At 59.4% G+C, this 18514-nt stretch carries 12 protein-coding genes and 7 pseudogenes; 9 read left to right on the top strand and 10 right to left on the bottom strand.

Annotated features, from left to right (window positions below):
* Positions 1-24: 24 nt before the first annotated feature.
* The 3 genes from ASE22_RS25630 to ASE22_RS25640 all read right to left on the bottom strand — a co-directional run bounded on the left by ASE22_RS25630 (position 25) and on the right by ASE22_RS25640 (position 4934).
* The gene (locus tag ASE22_RS25630) at positions 25-897 is read right to left on the bottom strand and encodes a VOC family protein (protein ID WP_056366749.1); all 873 of its coding nucleotides are present in this window, start codon (positions 895-897) and stop codon (positions 25-27) included.
* A 29-nt stretch (positions 898-926) separates the two neighbouring features.
* On the bottom strand, positions 927-2138 hold the full coding sequence (locus ASE22_RS25635; protein WP_162248210.1) for an acyl-CoA dehydrogenase family protein: 1212 nt from the start codon (positions 2136-2138) through the stop codon (positions 927-929).
* A 246-nt stretch (positions 2139-2384) separates the two neighbouring features.
* Positions 2385-4934 carry a TonB-dependent receptor gene (locus tag ASE22_RS25640; protein ID WP_056366755.1) on the bottom strand — a complete coding sequence of 850 codons (2550 nt, stop codon included), beginning with the start codon at positions 4932-4934 and terminating at the stop codon, positions 2385-2387.
* A 95-nt stretch (positions 4935-5029) separates the two neighbouring features.
* Between ASE22_RS25640 and ASE22_RS25645 the strand changes: the two genes are divergently transcribed.
* Complete coding sequence (locus ASE22_RS25645) at positions 5030-5950, top strand: IS110 family transposase (RefSeq protein WP_268796344.1); 921 nt, start codon at positions 5030-5032, stop codon at positions 5948-5950.
* A gap of 311 nt (positions 5951-6261) precedes the next feature.
* Positions 6262-6741, top strand: a pseudogene (locus ASE22_RS26470) (DDE-type integrase/transposase/recombinase); the annotation flags it as partial.
* Positions 6742-6758: 17 nt separating this feature from the next.
* Here ASE22_RS26470 and ASE22_RS27400 read toward each other — a convergent pair.
* The 5 genes and pseudogenes from ASE22_RS27400 to ASE22_RS25665 form a co-directional block, all read right to left on the bottom strand.
* Positions 6759-7340, bottom strand: coding sequence for a hypothetical protein (locus ASE22_RS27400; RefSeq protein ID WP_200933151.1), 582 nt, complete (start codon positions 7338-7340; stop codon positions 6759-6761).
* Positions 7337-7723 carry a hypothetical protein gene (locus ASE22_RS27405; RefSeq protein WP_200933149.1) on the bottom strand — a complete coding sequence of 129 codons (387 nt, stop codon included), beginning with the start codon at positions 7721-7723 and terminating at the stop codon, positions 7337-7339. The genes ASE22_RS27400 and ASE22_RS27405 overlap by 4 nt, the downstream gene beginning before the upstream one ends.
* 51 nt (positions 7724-7774) lie before the next feature.
* Positions 7775-7906, bottom strand: a pseudogene (locus ASE22_RS27825) (zinc ribbon domain-containing protein); the annotation flags it as partial.
* Positions 7907-7916: 10 nt separating this feature from the next.
* A pseudogene (locus ASE22_RS27410) lies at positions 7917-8858 on the bottom strand (recombinase family protein); the annotation flags it as partial.
* Positions 8812-9009 (bottom strand): hypothetical protein, encoded by a 198-nt coding sequence (locus tag ASE22_RS25665; protein ID WP_056366763.1) that lies wholly within the window; start codon positions 9007-9009, stop codon positions 8812-8814. The pseudogene ASE22_RS27410 and the gene ASE22_RS25665, both read right to left, overlap by 47 nt.
* A gap of 345 nt (positions 9010-9354) precedes the next feature.
* Here ASE22_RS25665 and ASE22_RS26480 point away from each other — a divergent pair.
* Together ASE22_RS26480 and ASE22_RS26485 are read left to right on the top strand one after the other, a co-directional pair.
* A pseudogene (locus ASE22_RS26480) lies at positions 9355-9492 on the top strand (IS3 family transposase); the annotation flags it as partial.
* A gap of 116 nt (positions 9493-9608) precedes the next feature.
* A complete protein-coding gene (locus ASE22_RS26485; protein ID WP_082545419.1) occupies positions 9609-10574 on the top strand; it encodes a LysR family transcriptional regulator in 966 nt (321 codons plus the stop codon).
* Between the two features lie 292 nt (positions 10575-10866).
* Here the strand turns inward: ASE22_RS26485 and ASE22_RS25670 are convergent.
* Positions 10867-11763: pseudogene (locus ASE22_RS25670) on the bottom strand (IS110 family transposase); the annotation flags it as partial.
* 283 nt (positions 11764-12046) lie between these two features.
* Between ASE22_RS25670 and ASE22_RS25675 the strand changes: the two are divergent.
* Positions 12047-12349, top strand: a pseudogene (locus ASE22_RS25675) (ATP-binding protein); the annotation flags it as partial.
* Between the two features lie 56 nt (positions 12350-12405).
* Here ASE22_RS25675 and ASE22_RS25680 read toward each other — a convergent pair.
* Positions 12406-12975: a recombinase family protein gene (locus ASE22_RS25680; RefSeq protein ID WP_056366888.1), complete on the bottom strand. Its 570-nt coding sequence runs from the start codon at positions 12973-12975 to the stop codon at positions 12406-12408.
* Between the two features lie 138 nt (positions 12976-13113).
* Between ASE22_RS25680 and ASE22_RS25685 the strand changes: the two genes are divergently transcribed.
* From ASE22_RS25685 to ASE22_RS25695, 4 genes and pseudogenes are all read left to right on the top strand, one after another.
* On the top strand, positions 13114-16071 hold the full coding sequence (locus tag ASE22_RS25685; protein ID WP_056366765.1) for a Tn3 family transposase: 2958 nt from the start codon (positions 13114-13116) through the stop codon (positions 16069-16071).
* Between the two features lie 60 nt (positions 16072-16131).
* Complete coding sequence (locus tag ASE22_RS27090; RefSeq protein WP_156397208.1) at positions 16132-17037, top strand: hypothetical protein; 906 nt, start codon at positions 16132-16134, stop codon at positions 17035-17037.
* Positions 17038-17170: 133 nt separating this feature from the next.
* Positions 17171-17668 (top strand): annotated as a pseudogene (locus tag ASE22_RS25690) (MBL fold metallo-hydrolase); the annotation flags it as partial.
* A gap of 7 nt (positions 17669-17675) precedes the next feature.
* Complete coding sequence (locus ASE22_RS25695; RefSeq protein WP_056366769.1) at positions 17676-18455, top strand: sulfite exporter TauE/SafE family protein; 780 nt, start codon at positions 17676-17678, stop codon at positions 18453-18455.
* Positions 18456-18514: the final 59 nt, after the last annotated feature.

Genomic DNA, 18514 nt, shown 5'->3' on the forward strand with positions numbered 1-18514 from the left:
AAACACGTCCTTCTCCTCGAGCATTCAGACGGCCTGGAACTCGTGGCCCCATTCGCTGATGCGGTCATGAATCATGGGCTCCCAACTCTCGTCGTCATCGATCCTGAGGCCGCCATGGCCTACCTCCATCATGAATTTGGAAGGCGTGTGCGCATAGAAGGACACGATCCTGTCGTTCGAATGCTGACCCAGCGTCAGTCCGATAGCGATTCCGGCCTCCTGCACGCGTTCATACGCCCTTTCGACATCCTCCAGCTTGTTCATTTCAAGCTCAAAATGATGGAGTTTGCTGCCTCCTCCGAGCCCTTCGGCAAAGGCAATCGAATGGTGTCGCGGGCTGGTGTGCAGGAACGAGGCGTGCATCGTGCTGCCGTCGGGCAGTGGCTGATAGATATAGTCGGAAAGCTGCGCGAACAGCGCTTCGCGCATGAACTTCTCGTCGCCCTTGTGATCGGTTGAGTTGAAGGCGACATGACCGAGCCCCTGGTCGCCCGTCACGAAACCATGCGGCACCTTGTCGGAAACGAACGGGGAGCCCGCATCTTCCAAGCCCAGCGCGATCTCGTGCCGAGCTCCGACAGGTCCGACGAAATGGAAAAACCGCTCTACGCCCCGCAACCGGGCGGACGCATCGTCGCCATCATGCGTGGGGATACCAAGACTCCCGAGGTGCGAGCGCAGATGATCGAAGCGCTCCTGGCTTCCCGCATCCCACCCGACCCAGGCTATGTCGTCGGCAGCTCCTTCGACGAAGTGAACGCGCCGTGCCTTCTCGTCGACCCGGCAAAACAGCCCGTCATCCGATCGCTCCATGCTAAGACCGATCAAGCCCGCATAACGCTCCCACGCACCCAGATCTGATACCTCAAAGCCGAAATAGGCCGTACCGATCGACATAAGGGCTCTCCTTTTCAATATAATGGACTTCAGAGCATGAGATCGCTGTTTTGCCCGGACAGCATGAAAGCACCGAAATTGACGGAACTCTTCTGATGGTTGATGAACAGGTGATTGGCGCCGACATTCGCATCGCGGAAATATCGCTGCATCTGAACATCGGCGTCGAAAACGGACCCACCGCATGCATGGGTCAACATATTCACCGCATCACGGCACTGCTTAGCAATATTGGCCGCATCCCATTTATAGAAGACTCGGCGGGCGAGAGGGATCTCTTCGCCCCTCGAGACAAAAGCGGCCATCTCGTCGAAATTGCGCTTAAGGCGAAGATGCGCTCCATCGACCAGAGAGTGTGCATCGGCAAGGATCTGCTGAGCTAGAGCATCCTGCTTGAAACTTGAGCCATTATAGGCATTGGTCCGCTTGGCTATATAATCCACATAGAAGTCGAGAGCACCATCGGCAATGCCGACAAGGACGCTTGTAAGGACAAAGGCGAACACAGTGCCGAAGGCAAGCTTGTAGGTATCGGCAGTGAATATCACTCGCCCCGGATCGCGCATCTGGTAAGTCCGGCTGATATTGTGAACGCGATAGGCTGGTACAAATGCGCCTCTTACGACAATATCCTTGCTGCCGCTCCCCGTCAGGCCGACCGAGTTCCAGGACGAATGATCGATCTCATAGTCACCCGACTCAACCAACAGCGCCAGATGGTTCACCTCGCCATCTTCCATCTCGACAAGCGCTCCGAGAATGACCCATGTCGCCTGATCGCACCCGCTCGACCATCCCCACCGGCCCTCGACCTCATACCCGCCTTCGACGCGGCGAGCCTTGCCGAATGGCGCATAAGAGGAAGAATAAAAAGTCTCCGTGTCCCGGGACCACAGATCCTTGGCTGCCCTCGGATCCATCAAGGCAACTTCCCAATTGTGGATCCCAATGATGCCGAGCGCCCAGGCAGAGGACGGACAGTGGCGGGCGATTTCCGACACGACGTCGTAGAAAACAGTTGGCCAATATTCATAGCCGCCATAGGCCTTGGGCTGAAGAATCCGATAGAATCCCGCTTCCTTGAATGCAGCAAATGTTTCAGGCGGCATACGGCGCCCTTCTTCGCACTGTTTGGCACGCTCGCGAAGAAGCGGCCCAAGCTGACGTGCCCGGTAAAGAAGATCGTCAGAAGAGGGAACTTCTGTCGCAATTGCTCGACTTTCCCTTTGCAGATTATCCATCACTTTTTCCTTCATGAAGATTGCTCAGCGGTCATCGCGGTTTCCAGCCCGACCGAGTTTCTTGAACCTATGTTTCCGAGCTTCTGCATCGCACAAAATAGCTCTCGCAAATTGCGCTTTGCGTTGCAGTTTTCGCAAGAGCTGTCAGACGCATCCCCGGAACGATGGCTCTTTTTCACCCGGCTCGCGCAGCGTGACGGCAGCTCGCAGACGAAGATTCGAGCGCAACTCATGACTCCGTCGTCATCAGTATTTGAACCCGACGACCAAGCCATATTCTGACGGTCGTCCTGGATATCGCATCAAATTGTCATATGCCTGGATCACGTTCGTCCAATAATATTTGTTGAACACGTTCTTGCCCCAGACTCCCAGGCGCCAGCGACCGTCGGAGGACGAAATTCCGGCCGTCAGGTCGACCAGCGCGTAGTTCGGAATTTTGAAAGCCTCCTTGTCTTCTGGCAGAAGATAGAGGCTACCTATTGACTTGGACTGGCCAGTTACACCGACACCTGCGTTCGCGTTGATTTGATCCGAAAGTGGAAATTCATAGTCAGCACGAATGGCAAACTGGAACTTCGGCGCGAAAGGAAGCCGAACTCCCTTGAAAGATGCGGTATCCGCGACTCGTAAGCCATTTTCCAGATGCGACCCAATTACGCCTTCATACCTTTTGACTTTGGCATCAAGATATGTCGCCGCAGCAGACAGCGTCAGTCCGTCAGTCGGGCGGGCGTTGATGTCAATCTCAACCCCTTTTATTGTGGATTTGGGTACATTTAGTAGTTTGTCAAGCGCGCCAAAAATCGGATCAACAAATTTTGCACGTAACTGTTTGTTTGAGTAATCGTAATAAAAGGCCGCGGCATTGATGGACAGTTTTCGATCAAGCAGCTGCGCCTTAAATCCGCCTTCGATATCCAACAAGGCTTCTTGGCTAACCGGAGCATAGGCATCATAAATAGCGCCGGTGAGTGTCGGGAACGATCCGGCTTTGTAGCCCTTCGACGCATTGAGGTAGAGTAGCAATTCCGGAGTGGGCGTATAATTCACACCGAGACTCCACGATGTGCTATTCTCGTTCAGCTTACCGGCGGGATTGCCGGTTTTCAGGAATGTGTTTGGGTCAACCGGTACGCTGGAGGCGGGATCAGCAATATTGAACCCTCGATTGTCGATCGTGAGGGACTGTCCCGGCACGAGCGTAGGCACAGTCCCAACTCCGTAAATCTGAGCGTAAGCCAAATTGAAGAAGGTGGTTAGAGAGTTAATGCCAAACGCGCCGGGAGCAAAAAAACCCGGGATTTCATAAGCGCCCCTCTGCAATGCTGTTCGCTTTGCTTTGGTTTGACGGATACCACCTTTAAGGGTCACCGTGGGCGTGACGTCATACTCCAGATTGCCGAACGCCGCATAATTGTTCATAGTCTGGTCGGAACCATATTGATTCCCATTAAACCCATTTACGACATGGGCAGTGATCCCATTCAGGTATAAGTCCAAAGCCTCAAGAGCAGTTGTATGCTCATAATTGGCGCCGAGGGTATATCGCACCACGTTTCCGGCGCTATTTGACAAGCGTAACTCTTGGCTAAATGATTTAGCGCGACCATAGGCCTGATGGATATCCGTCGCCTCGAACGCCATGCCGGAGCCATTTGTGGCATTCAGGAAGCGCAGACTTGCATAGGACGTGATTGACGTCAGCGTATGGTCATCCATGATCTCATAGTCGGCCCGCAAAGCGGCTTGCCAGAATTTGTTGTCTGTGAATGGGCGCAGATTGGGACTCCAATCGGCGTAGCGGGCGTTGTTTGGAGCCACAGGGTAAATAAGAGCGTGATAGTCCGCAGGAACAACCCCGCCCGGGCCAGCCGCGCCGACCTCGTTCTGCAATCGCGGTTCCTGATATTGGGGCGTTACCGGATCGCTCTGATCCCGCCACCCATTGATGTTCAAAGAAAATTTGAGGCGATCACTCGCTTCCCAGTCCAAAAGAAAGCGCGCGGCGATATTATCACGCTTTCCAATGGTATCCTGCTTCTTGTCCGGACTGTCAGGCACGCCAATCGCCAAATATTCGGCCGGCACGCCGCCCTCGATCCGCGTGTAGCTTTTCTGCCAGTCGTCACCATTGACTGACTTGATGGCCAATCGAGCCCGCAGCGTATCGGTTATTGGACCGCTGATAAATCCCGACGCTTCAATCGTATTGAAGCGTCCGTAGCTGAACTCCGCTCCAGCCGTGAAGTCGGCAGTCGGCTTGGCAGCGACGAAGTTGATCGCACCGCCAGTAGCATTGTTGCCGAACAATGTGCCCTGTGGTCCTTTGAGAACCTCCACGCGCTCGAGATCGAATGCCGTCAGCGCACTCATCACCGGCAAAGGTAAGGGGGCCTGATCTATATAAGTGGCGACATCAGGATAGGCCGACAAAGTCGTTTCGAAAAAGCCAACACCCCGGAGAGTATAGACCGGAGTTGAATTAGCCGTCGGGGCATAAGTGAGGCCGGGCGTCACCTTAGCGAGGTCACTTACATCGCTGACGCGCTGCCTCACGAGATCGTCGCCGGACATCGCAGAAATCGTGAGCCCGACCTTGCTGAGATTCTGCTCGCGCTTGTTGGCGGTGACTACGATCTCGCCCACGTCGCTATCATTAGCCACCGAAGCCGGCTTTTCACTCGGATTTGCGGTTTCGCTCGTCGCCGCTTGGGCAAATGCGGTATCGGCTACCATCATCGTAGCCAAAGCGATCAGACTGGCGCACACCTGCTTTTCGTTGAAAACCTTCATATCCCCTCCTAATTTATCACCTTGCGGGGGAGGCCTATGCGACCAAAGGATAGAAAGGAAATCAATATGCGGTATATCCGCTATTTGCGAGAACAATAGCCTCATCTGCATTCGATGCCGCGCGGAGTCCTATTGATCTGCCCCCTTCTGAGTGGTCCAAAATCTCTCGGTTGTTTGCCGCGCATGGCCACGAAATCCGCTTGATGTCGCCGGAATATGTGCGTCCTTACGTAAAAGCGCAAAAAAACGATGACCGCGATGCCGAAGGAATCGCTGAGGCTGCGTCACGCCCGACGATGCGTTTCGTCGAACTCAAGAGCCAGGAGCAACTGGATATCCAGACCCTACATCGCGTGCGTTCACGCCTCGTTGCTGAACGCACGAACCTGATCAACCAGTTACGGGCGATCCTGCTCGAACGCGGGGTGATCTTCCCGGCTGGACGGCGCAAGTTCGAGCTTGGCGTCGATGAAATGCTGGTTTGTGACGATGAGAAATTGTCGCCGCGCCTGCGCCAACTGGTTGGCGATCTGCGCTCTGAATGGCGGGAACTGGACGTGAAGATCGAGACGCTGAATGGCGAGTTCGTCGCCCTGGCGCGTAAAGACCCTGCCGCAAGAAGGTTGACATCAATCCCTGGCATCGGCGTGCTCAACGCGACGGCGCTGATCGCGGCGGTGGGCAACGCAAGCAGCTTCGCCAAGGCTCGCGATCTGGGTGCCTGGCTAGGCCTAGTTCCCAGACAACACACTACGGGTGGCAAGCCTCGATTGCTCGGCATCTCGAAGCGCGGTAACACCTATTTGCGCACGTTGCTAATCCACGGCGCCCGGGCAGCATTACCCTCGCTTTCTCAGAGCGACACGCCTTTGGGGCGCTGGCTCAAAGCCATGATCGAGCGCGGTGTCCATCGCAACGTCGTATTGGTGGCGCTGGCCAACAAGCTGGCGCGGATCGCTTGGGCAGCCTTGCGCAAGGAGACCACTTTCGAACGCGGCTATCCCGTGGCGGCATGACAGAATCGGCTACGTGCCCCCCGCGCGCGTAGCTCAACGAGGTTTGCAGGAAGGATCGTAAAGATGGCCTGAGAGTCGATCGGCGTTTGGAAAGCCCGGGCGATCAAATGGAACTACGATTCCGGTCCGATTATGGGGCTCCGAACGTGCGGATGTCCATCTTGGCCGTGGCGAGCTCACGAGACCGAATACGTTGACGCAGACTGCTCAGAACACCGTAAAATCCTACTTGCAAACGGGGCGGGCCATTCCATAATCGGAACGCTGCGCGGCGTCAGATCGGAATACATGCGCGCGATCGTCGGAATCCGCAACCCAAGCGGGGCCGGCTATGGCTAAACGATGGCTCGTGTATCCGGCTGCGGCCTGAGTATTCGGGGCACGTCTGGGCACACGACTTCGTCGATGGTCGCACCCATGATGGCCGAAAGTTCCGCATCCTGACGATCATCGATGAGGCCAGCCGCGAATGCCTTGTCCTGATCGTGGCGCGGCAACTCAAGCATGAAGACGTGCTAGCAACCCTGACCGACCTGTTCATCGCGCGCGGGCCACCTGCCAATATCAGGTCCGATAATGGCAGCGAATTTATCGCGACGGCAGTCCAGAAATGGCTGGCACGGATCGGCGTGACGACGCTCTACATCACCCCGGCGTCGCCATGGGAGAACCGCTACAACGAGAGCTTCAACGGCTCACTTCGCGATGAACTGGTCAATGGTGAGATCTTCTACAGCCTCGCCGAGGCGAAGGTGCTGATCGAAGCCTGGCGGCGGCACTACAATCCTGTTTCATAACACCCATCTATCTATGTTGTTGAAGTAAATAAGCTTTGCTGATCGGGATGCGATCCCGTGGGGTATTTTGGATTTTGCCGCGCGCGTTCCACGAGGTGACGAGCGGCTGATCCATTGAGTTCGGCTCGACTGAAGATCCATGGGCCTTCTGGCAGAGGGTGAATGCCTTCGATCTCTCCGACTTCAGCAGCGATCCGGAGAGTCTTTGGGGTTACGCCGATGCGGCGGGCTGTCTGGTTCAAGTTCAGCCACGGCGGATCGCCGTCGGTCGCCGCCCGGAAGACGGGGACCCGGTGATGCGATCGCAGCGCGGTGACCCGCTCGCGTGTCCAGCGGTTGCCGTTCCCCGTCACCAGCCCGTTCCGGTTGAGGATGCCGGCGATCAGATCGTCATTGGCGATGAGAACGAGTTGGCGCAAGGCGGCAATGATATCGGCGGAAGTGCTGTTGCGCTGGCCTTTGCGACGCTTCGGCAGCCGCAACTCGGTGTGGACGCCGCCGGCCCAATGGATCAGCAGCACGATCTCGGACGCTTCGTCGTCGATGTCGGCGATCACCTCCTGGATAAGGGTTCGCACGATGCGCTTCTTCAAGCGCGCGTCGGTGTGCGTGTCGTTCCAGACGGCTTTGAGATCGCCGGCAAGGCATCGATATCCTTCCGCGACGGCGACGCCTGATGCGGCGTCGAGGCATCGTGCGCAGCGATCCTGGCTTCCACCTCGCCGACACGCGTGAGTGCACGGTTCCATCGCGCTTCCAGTTCGGCTGTCACCAATCGGTTCTGCGGATCGGCGACATCGTATTGCCGGAAGGCCCGTTCGGCCGCGTAACGGGCCGCCTCGAGATCGCGCATCAACGCATCGCGGACCTGATCGCGGCGACCGGCAGCCTGGGCTTCGGCCTCAACCGCGGCTGCGATCGCCCCGGGCTCAAGGACCGGCAGGAGCGCCTGCTCGATCGCATCGTCGACGCGCAATCCGCCGAATGCGATGCAGCGCGGCTCGCCATTGTCGAGCAGGCCCCGCCAGCAGGAATAGCGCGGGATATTGTGTCTGGCGCCGGTGTAGCGCACGGTCAGCTTGCGTCCGCACTGCCGGCAGCGGACGAGCCCGGCGAGCAGGGCGTCGCCGTGCTTGGGCGCGCCGACTGGTGGGGGCATTGTTGCTCACCATCTTGCGGATATCCTCCGAACGCTCCCAGCTGACGTAGCCGTCATGCGAGCCGGGGATGAGCGCCAGCCACTCGTCCCGTGCTTTGCGACAACTCCTCGACCGCATGGCGATACCATCATATCCGGCCGCGGCACGGCTTTTACCATAGGCATAGGCGCCGCCGTAGATCGGGTTCTCGATCATCCGGTGGATGGTTGCATAGCTCGGCCTGCGCCACACGACATCGCCGTTGTTGCGCTTTGCGGGCAGCTCCAGCCCATGCTCGATGAACCAGAGCAGCGCCTGCCGGGCACTGCCGAGTTCGGCTACCTTATCGAAAACGAGGGTAATGGCTTCCTGGACGCGGCGGTCGGGATCCTTCTCGATCCGGTCGCCGACCTTCACGAAACCCACGGGGGCGGCGACGATAAGTTCGCCGCGCCGGGCCTTCTCGTAGCGAGCCGAGAGCGAACGCTGGCGCAGAAGATCCAACTCATACTCGTTGAGGCTGCCCTTCAGACCAAGCAGAAGCCGGTCATTACCCTGGCGTGGGGCGTATACGGTCTCCTGGTCGATCAGGACCGTATCGACCACGCGGCACATCTCGATAAGCTGCTGCCAGTCCCGGCTGTTGCGGGCGAAGCGTGAGACTTCTCGCGCCGCCACCGCGCCGACCTTGCCGAGGCAGACCTCGGCGACCATCCGGTCAAAACCGGCGCGCGTCACGCCGCCCGCCGCAGATCGGCCGAGATCGTCGTCGACCGTCTCGATGCGCGACCAGCCCAGCGCTGTGAGACGGCCGCGCATGGCGTATTGCAGGGCGCTGCTCTCGCGGTTGTGAAGGACCTGATGCGCCGAGGACTGCCGCACATACAGGATCGCCTTGCGCTCGAGATGCTGCGGCCCGATCTTCTCAAAGATCATCGCACATCTCCCGCGGCTCCGCGACAGGATCGTCATCGACGTGGTCGAGCAGGAGGCGCACGATCAGCGACGTCAGCGTCTGGCGTGTCTGCTTGGGCAGGGTCTGCCATCGCGGTGGCTGCGCGCTCCCGGGATCGTGCGAACTGGAGAACAGATCGAGCTGCAACGTCGTGGACTTGCGCGGCATTGAGACCTCCCGGATGCGAGTCGTGGGGGCTCGATGCTGCTCTCGAAATCGATAAAGCCGAAACCGGCTTTGCTGCTCGCAATAGCCTGGCCAGCGCGTTCAACGTCCCAATATCGACCTGAGGCGCCACGCCGATGCGCACCAGGGCGCAAACCGCGCGGTCGAACATCCACGCCGGAATCTCCAGCCACCGGTCGGACATCGCCCCTGTCTTGCTGCAGCGGAAGATATCCGAACCCGCTCGCTCGACCGCCTCGTGAATGTGAAGATGACATCCCGCCCAAGGGTGCCAGGGATAGAGAAGCTCACGAACATCGGTCCCGTGGGCGTTGCGTCGTCGCGTTGTACAACACGATCCGCCCCCACAGCAGCCTCGGCTATCGACCGCCGGCCCCGGAAACGGCTTCTCCGCCATTGCCGCCTTCCGGTTCCGCTTCGCTCCACCTCCAGGCGGCAATGGCAACGGAGGCAGCAATGCACTAACAATCAACACGGACCACTCAGCGGGGGCCGGTCAATATAACCCCGGGTGGATCGAATCGACAGCTTCCGCGAGGCCGCTGTCCGGATTGCCTTGGAATGGAAATGGAGAGATCCTAATGACGGAACCGTTACGCAAGATCGATCTCAACTTGCTTCTTGTGTTCGATATTTTATGGACCGAACGAAGTGTAAGCGCAGCCGCTAAGAAGATCGGCATCAGCCAGTCAGCAACGAGTCTTGCGCTTAATCGCTTGAGAAAGCTGTTTGATGATAACTTGTTTGTCTGGAATGGGAAGGCAATGCAGGCAACAGGAAAATGTGAGGAAATAGCATCGAGCGTGCACAGTATTATAAATGATGTTCGCGGGACGGTATTGGGTGAGCACTTTGATGCTGGCAACGCAGTTCGAGAGTTTACTATTGCAACAGCCGATTATATTCACTGGGCCTTGGGTGGAGAAATCATTCACGAAGTTAATCAATATGCGCCGGGCTTTACGCTATACCTGTCCAATGCCAAGCCGGAGATGACGGAGGGCCACAACGCCCTTCAACAGGAATGTTTCATCTTGCCAGCCGGAACTTTTAACACTTTTGGTTTAGGGCAAAAGCATCTTTTTTCTGATCGATATATCGGTGTGTCAGCGGTCGATAATAAGTTGGTACGAAAAGGTATGAGCACAGAGGAGTTCCTCACATTGCGACATGCGTCGTTTTCGACGGATGCAAAATATTTGCGTAGCCATGAGACGAAACATCTTTCAGAGCTTGATGTCGCCTACAAATTTAATGCGCTCACTCCAAATTACCTTGTTCTACCGTTTCTCGCTTCAAAGAGTGATTGCGTCGTCATCATGCAGGAGCGGCTTGCACGGTTTTTCGCGAATATCCTTCCGATACGTCTATTTATTCCACCCATTCCATACCCGGACCTTAATCTAACGCTATACTGGCACCGTACATTTGATCATGATGCTGCTCATGTGTGGCTGCGGTCCATCATCGAGCGGGCGGCTGCTAAAATGGCCCCACTGCCGCCTCGTGAAGCCTCGGGTGAAGGTGGTCTGCAGTTCGTTGACTAGAGCAAAATCTGATCAGATAGAATCGATGGGGGTTTCCAGCGGGCGGGAAATCTTCTGTGATGGTGTCGTCTAATCGCGCGTCCGCATGCAAGCAGATTCTGCACTGACCGTATGCCGGGTTCAGGGTCGTCTTCGCGGTCGGCATGTGCCGCCGCATGTTGGGTTTTCGAGGACGGAACCTTCCTATGTGGACGGCGCACTTGGCGAAGAACCAGTGCATCCCATCAAGCGGAATGGTTCTGCCCAGGTCCCGGCAGGGACGGAACCGGGTCAGATGCTTGCCCAGGCGGGCTCAGGCAGGGGCTCCGGCAGAGCGATCGAACAGTTCTCCGGATTTCAGCATGGCGTGCATGATAACCGCTAGCTTGCGTGCAACGGCGACGGCGGCACGTTTGAAGCCGATCCGCTCCCGCAGTTTGACGCCCCAGTCGCGCAGCGTGCTCTCTGCCGAGCTGCGGGTCAGAATGACGGTGGCCGCCTCGTATAAGTGACTGCGCACCTGATGATCGCCCCGCCTAGAGATATGACCATTATAGTCGACCTGACCGGATTGGTATCTCCTCGTCGTCAGGCGGAGCCAAGCGCCGACAGACCGCGACGTTCGGAAGTTGGCAGGATCCTCCACGGCCGTAGCAAAGGCCGATGCGGTAACGACGCCGACGCCTGGGATGGACATGAGCAGCTGGCAAGCTTCACTCTGACGGGCATCGCCGATCAAGCGCCGGGTCAGTTCGGCAGCGCGTAATCGGATGCTGCGCCAGGCTTCGAGCAGCGGCATGATGATGGCGGCCAACTCGGAGTTCTCACCGAGCTTCGCACGCACATTGGCTTCGAAGGTGCTCCCCTTGCCGGCAGGGATCACGAGCCCGAACGTCTTCATCAGGCCGCGGATCTGATTTGAGATTTCGGTCCTTATCCTGACGAGCTTGGTCCGAGCGGCCACCAGCGTACGGGTCAGCATGCTGTCAAAGCCCTTGACCCGAACTTCGCGGTAGAAGCCGACCTCGGCCAGATGCGCCAACCCGTCGGCGTCGTTGGCATCGGTCTTGTTGGCGGCCATATCCAGCGCCGCTTTGGCGTGGCGCGCGTCGATGCAGATGGCTGGCAGCCCCTCAGCCTTGAGGGCGTGGTAGAACCATACCGACAAAGGACCGGTCTCGAAGATGACTCGCTCCGGCTCTTGAGCATACGTCAAGGCCGATATATTGTCCCATGGCTGTTCTCCATCAGATGCTTGGGCCCGGCTTCCAGTCGTGAGCCCGTACTTCCATCTTATCGGGGAACAGCCACCCGCATCCATGTTCTGCTGACCAGGGGCGACTCGCTTCAAGCGGATCTGGCGAGGCAAGTGCGCGTCGGACCCGGAGGCCATTGCCCGGATGGTCCGCAAATCTGCCGAAGATGGATGTCAGAACCACCCGCGCCGCCGATTATGCGGCCCTGATGCCCCAAACGCCTCAGGGCCTGGCGGCATGACCCGGGCTGGCGAGGACACACTGCCGGCCGGCACCACGGCGGGCGCCCCGCAGGTTCTGCTGGCCCATCACCTCAAGCAGCTGAAGCTGCCGACGGTGCTGCGCGAGTACGAGAAGGTCTTCCGCGAATGCGCGCGCGACGGGATCGACCATCCCCGCTACCTGCTCCGGCTCGTCGAGCTTGAACTGATCGACCGTGAGCGCCAGACGGTCGAGCGGCGGATCCGCGCCGCCCGGTTCCCGGCGACCAAGAGCTTCGATACGTTCGACTTCGCGGCGATCCCCAGCCTGAATAAGATGGGGTCACTGCACGAAAGTGAAATTTACGTACGCTAGAGGCGAACGAAGGTGGAACGTCAGGCTGTGGGTTTAGCAGCCGCCCCTTCAAGCGCCTTGTAGAGCGCGGTTTTGCCAACCTTGAGGCGCGTGGCAGCTTCGCGGACAGTCAACCCCGCCGCAATATGGTCGCGCGCCTTGCGCAGCTTGTCAGGGGTGATGACCGGGCGTCGGCCGCCAAGGCTCCCCCGCTCACGTGCTGCCTTTAACCCGGCGTTAGTGCGTTCGCGGATCAGGTCGCGTTCGAATTGGGCGAGCGAGCCAAAGATGTTGAACACCAGCATGCCGCCCGAAGTGGTGGTGTCGATCTGCTCGGTAAGCGAACGGAAGCCCACGCCGCGCGCGGCCAGTTCGCCAACCTTCTCGATCAGGTGGCTCATCGAGCGGCCGAGGCGGTCGAGTTTCCAGACAACCAGCGTGTCACCTGCACGCAGATAAGCGAGCGCCTCGGCCAGACCCGGTCGATCGGTCTTCGCCCCGGACGCATGGTCATCGAAGACGCGCTCGCATCCGGCCGCGTTCAACGCGTCATGCTGGAGCGCTAGCTTCTGGTCGCCGGTCGAGACCCGCGCATAGCCGATCAGCGCCACGGCCGATCCCGATCTGTCCGTTTTCCCATCGATTTGCATTCTTGTCCGAATCGCCATCGCGGGTCCAGAGTTGACGGACATATTCATGCTGACCGCCAGAGGACCGTCTGACGGACAGGGCGGGAAAGGTCGTAGCGCATGGCAAGGCGGCGGTTGCTGACACGCGAGGCGCTCACGCAGCATTACGATCCCCTGACCGACGAACGGGAGATCGCCCGTCACTTCACCCTCAGCCGCGAGGATCTCGATCTTGTCGGCGAGCGCCGAGGAGCTTCGAGCCGGTTCGGGTTCGCAATGCTGCTGCTCTATATGCGCTGGCCGGGTCGCGTGCTGGAGGTCGGTGAGAGACCACCTAGTGCCATCCTTGCCTTCGTCGCCGATCAGATCGACGTGCCGGTGACGGCGTTCAGCGATTACGCGCGTCGCAATGAAACTCGCCGCGCACATCTGGCCGATCTTATGCAGCGGTTCGGGTATGCCGCATTCGACCGAAACCACTTTCGTGGGATCGTGGCCTTTGCGATGCCAGTTGCGCAGACCGTCATCGAGCCTCTCCTGCTCGCCGGCACCGTCATCGATGAACTGCGTCGGCGACGGGTACTGCTGCCACCGTCTGCGGTCATCGAGGCGATCGTCAGGCACGCGCGTCAGCAGGCCGAACAACTCACCCATAAAATCCTGACCAGGGGCATTGAGCCTGACAGGCTCGCGATGCTCAATGCCTTGCTGACCCGGAGATCGGATCAGGGAACGACATGGCTGGCCTGGCTGCGCAACGCGCCGCAATCGCCGGCACCGCGGAACATCTTGCGGTTGATCGAGCGGCTCGATCATATCCGGATGCTCGGTCTTGATCCCGCGCGTGCTGGCATGATCCCATCGGTGACATTCGACCGACTGGCCGACGAGGCAGTTCGGATCACGCCACAGCACCTCGGTGAACTCACCCCGCTGCGTCGTCATGCGACGCTGTTGGCCGCAACCATTCGCCTCGAGGAAATCTTGACCGACGCCGCGCTCACGATGTTCGACAAGCTGTTAGGCAGCATGGTGCGGCGCGCGGAAAACCGGACGCGCGACAAGGCGATCAGGACGGTGCGCGAGATGCAGGGGCATCTGCGTGCCCTGACCGATAGCTGCCGCATACTGATCGACGCGCATGCCAAAGGGATCGACTCCCTCGCGCGGATCGGTCCGCTCGACTGGGATCGGTTCGGCTCCGCTGTAGCCCAAGCGGAAGTTCTTGTCCGCCCCGAGACGATCGACCGCACGGCCGAACTGATCGAACGGCATCGCACGGTGAAGCTGTTCGCGGGGCAATTCCTGCGCGCGTTCGTGTTTCGCGGTGCTGGACCGGTGCAGGGAATTCTCGATGCGCTCGCCATCATCGCCGATCTCTACCAAGCCGGGAAACGGCGCCTGCCCGACAAGGTACCGCTCCGCTTCGTGCCGACGGGATGGCGCCCGTTCGTGGTTCGCGATGGCGTCATCGATCGTGCCGCGTATGAACTCTGTACGCTGTCCCAGCTTCGCGATCGATTGCGAGCCGGCGATATCTGGGTGGCGGGCAGCCGGCAGTATCGCAACTTTGACAGCTACCTCATTCCGCCCACCACCTTCGCGGCGCTGCGCGAGAAAGGACCGCTTCCACTGGCGATCGAGGCCGGGTTCGATCGTCATATTGAGGAACGTCGCGCGCGACTGGATAGCGCGATCGAACGGGTGACGGTGTTGGCCCGGCAGGGCGAGCTTCCCCAAGTTCGTCTCGATGAAAACGGCCTGATGATCTCGCCGCTGAGGGCGATCACACCGCCTGCGGCTGAGGTCGCGCGCCGTACCGCTTATGACCGACTTCCCCGCGTGAAGATCACCGATATCTTGCTTGATGTCGACGCCTGGACCGGGTTCGGCGACTGTTTCACCCACCGGCGATCCGGCCGCCCCGCCGAGGATCGCAACGCGCTGCTGACTGTCCTCCTGGCCGACGGCATCAATCTCGGGCTGACGCGTATGGCGGACAGTTGCCGAGGCGCAAGTCTGCGCCAACTCGCCCATCTGCATGACTGGCACATCAGCGAGGCGGCTTATGGGGAGGCACTATGGCGATTGATCGAAGCGCACCGCGCCATGCCACTTGCTGGATTGTGGGGAAGCGGCGTCAGTTCGTCGAGCGACGGGCAGCAATTCCACGCAGGCGGGCGCGGTACCGCGATCAGCGACATCAACGCGCGCAACGGCAACGAACCCGGCGTGTCCTTCTATACGCATATCTCGGACCAGTATGGCCCGTTCGGCTCGCGCGTGATTGCCGCGACCGCCGGCGAGGCTCCCTATGTTCTCGACGGCTTGCTGTATCACCAGACCGGGTTGTCGATCGAAGAGCATTATACCGATACAGGCGGCGCGTCCGACCATGTGTTCGGGCTGATGCCATTCTTCGGCTACCGCTTCGCCCCCCGGCTGCGCGATATCAAGGAGCGCCGCCTGCATCTGCTACCGGGTCAGGAGGTGGGGCCCCTGCTCGCCGGCATGGTAGGCGATCCGATTGCGTACGACCATGCAGCCGGGCACTGGGACGAATTGCTGCGGCTCGCCACCTCGATCCGCACCGGGACCGTCACTGCTTCGGCAATGCTGCGCAAGCTGTCCGCCTATCCGCGCCAGAATGGCCTGGCACTGGCGCTGCGCGAGGTCGGGCGGCTCGAACGCTCGATCTTCATGCTCGACTGGCTGCAGGATATCGATCTGCGTCGGCGCACTCAAGCTGGGCTGAACAAGGGCGAGGCGCGCAATGCGCTCGCTCGCGCGCTGTTCTTCAACCAGCTCGGCGAGCTGCGCGACCGCCGGTTCGAAAACCAGTCTTACCGCGCCTCCGGCCTTAACCTGTTGGTCGCCGCGATCATCCTGTGGAACACCCGCTATCTCGAGCGGGCACTGACCGACATGAGGACGCCGGACGAAGTTGCCCGCCATATCGCACCGCTGGGCTGGGAGCATATCGCGCTTACCGGCGACTATAGCTGGGATCGGGAAGACCGGCCGGCGCCGGATCAGCTGAGGCCCCTTCGCACCTCGCCGTCCCTGCTCGCTGCGTGATATAATCAGAGACAGCACCGCCCACTTGCCGCCATCGTGCGCCAATCATAGGATATCCAAATGCGGTCATTCACGCTCCTGCTCATGCCATTGATTGCAATGACGGTTTTCCCTGTGACTGCCGCCGCGGAGGCAGAACTGCAAGGGTCGGCAGTATTGGCCCTAAAGAGCGACGGCGCCGCAATCAGTCCCGAGCAAGCCAAAACGCTCTCACCTCGAGAACTCGGTCGGGCCCTGCTTTCAGAAGCGACTTTACCGGTTGTGGAAGCAATTGTGGGGCCGCAAGGAATGGAACCACCGGCTCCGCCTGGCCCTCCTGCCGCTACGCGCGTAAAGCTTTATTTTCAGCCCACCCCGGCTACAGAACCTGGTTTTTGCCAGCAATTAGTCGCAACGCTCTTTTTAAAGCCAGCGAAGCCGATGCCGGATGGCACTTCTCCAAGCTGGACACCTAGAGACATCTCGACGGTAGTTTCGTACCGGTGGATCGGAGAAGGAGCGCCAGCTACGCTCACCTGCTCAGCGCCAAGAACAAGCTTTTTCACACCCGAGCCCGGCGAGGCGAAGCAAGCGTTGCAAGCGGTCCGATTGCTTGTATCCGCAAATGCCGCTGCCAAACATGGGCGAAGGCTTGCGTTCCCGCTGTCTGTTGAAGACCTGCTAGGTCCTGAGATGCTCGACTTCCAGCGTAAGCATCCCAAACTACGTCCAGTTCCTGGAATGAAAATCATCAAAGATGCGCGTGAAGCGCTAGCGGAGCTTCCGATCAACGCGATTACCTTCGTTGGACCTGCCTCAAGAGCCTATCCTGATATTCTTCAAGCATCGGATCTCACTACGCTCGACAAGCACTCCTTAAGGCCAATGACACTCTTCCTTGGTGGAGAATGGACAGTTGGGCTGGTGCTAGACCAAGAGGGAATTACAAGGATGCGCCTACGTCGGGCGATACCCGCCCCGTTTTAAGCCACTCTTTCACAAGGCGTCCGCTTGGACGTCGCCTCGGTCGAGAGATGCCTGTCGCCTTACCACCCAGCTCACGCCGTTCCCCGTCCGTTCGCGCCTAGCGTACGTAAAACTCACTTTCGTGTAGTGACCCCTGCTAGGCGATGGCGAACGCTTCCGGCTTGGCTCGCTCGAGGGAATCGCGCTCCACGTCCCCGGGCACACGCCCGCCGATATGGCCTACGTCATCGGTGACCTCGCCTTCGTCGGCGACACGCTGTTCATGCCCGATTATGGCACCGCCCGCGCCGATTTTCCGGGCGGCAACGCACGGACATTGTTTCAGTCGATCCACCGCCTGCTGGGACTCCCCGATCGGACCCGACTGTTTTTGTGCCATGACTATAAGGCGCCGGGGCGCGACAAGTTCGTCTGGGAGACGACCGTAGCCGACGAGCGGCAAGGCAACGTCCATGTCCATCCAGGCGTCACCGAGGAGGCGTTTGTCGCGATGCGTGAAGCGCGCGATGCAACACTCGGCATGCCGCGGCTGATCCTTCCTTCGATTCAGGTGAACATGCGCGGCGGCAACCTGCCCGAGCCCGAGGACAATGGTACCCGCTATCTCAAGCTTCCTTTGAACAGGCTGTAGGGCATTCATGCTCGAGCCAGTCCAATATCTGCTTGGCGCCGCTTCGGGCTCGCTTGTAGGCTTCACGCTCGGTCTGGTCGGAGGCGGGGGCTCCATCCTAGCGGTGCCGTTGATGGTCTATCTGGTCGGCGTTGCGTCGCCACACGTCGCGATCGGCACCAGCGCGCTTGCGGTCGCTGCCAATGCCGGCGCTAACCTCATTCCTCATGCCCGGCAGGGCACGATCAAATGGCGCTGCGCGGGCATGTATGCCCTTGCCGGTGTGCTGGGTGCCTATGGGGGTTCGACGCTTGGCAAGGCGTTCGACGGCCAGCACCTGCTCTTTTTGTTCGCGATCCTCATGCTGGTGGTCGGCGCGCTGATGCTGCGCAATCGCGACAATCTGGGCAATCCTGACGTCCAATGCCGGCGCGAAAATGCCCCCAAGGTCATCGCCTATGGCAGCGCAACGGGTCTGTTTTCAGGCTTCTTCGGCATTGGCGGCGGCTTCCTGATCGTGCCTGGCCTCATGGCATCGACCGGCATGCCGATGATCAATGCGGTAGGATCATCGCTTGTCGCCGTGGCCGCCTTCGGCCTGACAACCGCGCTCAATTATGCGTTTTCCGGTTTGATCGACTGGAGCCTTGCCGCGACGTTCATCGGCGGCGGCATCGTTGGCGGTGTCGTGGGGGCCGCTGCATCGAAACGGATGTCTGCCCGTAAGGGTCTTCTCAACAGCGTATTCGCGGCGCTGATCTTCTGTGTTGCTCTCTACATGATTTGGAGAAGCTGGTCGGCGATGTGACGCCGCGCGGGGAGGATCACGCCGATAGACACATCGGCCAGTGCGGATATTTTTGTTCC

The organism is Sphingomonas sp. Root720 (genome assembly GCF_001428605.1).
Taxonomy (GTDB): Bacteria; Pseudomonadota; Alphaproteobacteria; order Sphingomonadales; family Sphingomonadaceae; genus Rhizorhabdus.

What these genes read in the sequence shown, in the direction of transcription:
- ASE22_RS25630 (WP_056366749.1), bottom strand. Translation starts at nt 897, where the DNA reads ATGTCGATCGGTACGGCCTATTTCGGCTTTGAGGTATCAGATCTGGGT.
- ASE22_RS25635 (WP_162248210.1), bottom strand. Translation starts at nt 2,138, where the DNA reads ATGGATAATCTGCAAAGGGAAAGTCGAGCAATTGCGACAGAAGTTCCC.
- ASE22_RS25640 (WP_056366755.1), bottom strand. Translation starts at nt 4,934, where the DNA reads ATGAAGGTTTTCAACGAAAAGCAGGTGTGCGCCAGTCTGATCGCTTTG.
- ASE22_RS25665 (WP_056366763.1), bottom strand. Translation starts at nt 9,009, where the DNA reads ATGCCGCGCAAGTCCACGACGTTGCAGCTCGATCTGTTCTCCAGTTCG.
- ASE22_RS26485 (WP_082545419.1), top strand. Translation starts at nt 9,609, where the DNA reads ATGACGGAACCGTTACGCAAGATCGATCTCAACTTGCTTCTTGTGTTC.
- ASE22_RS25685 (WP_056366765.1), top strand. Translation starts at nt 13,114, where the DNA reads ATGGCAAGGCGGCGGTTGCTGACACGCGAGGCGCTCACGCAGCATTAC.
- ASE22_RS27090 (WP_156397208.1), top strand. Translation starts at nt 16,132, where the DNA reads ATGCGGTCATTCACGCTCCTGCTCATGCCATTGATTGCAATGACGGTT.
- ASE22_RS25695 (WP_056366769.1), top strand. Translation starts at nt 17,676, where the DNA reads ATGCTCGAGCCAGTCCAATATCTGCTTGGCGCCGCTTCGGGCTCGCTT.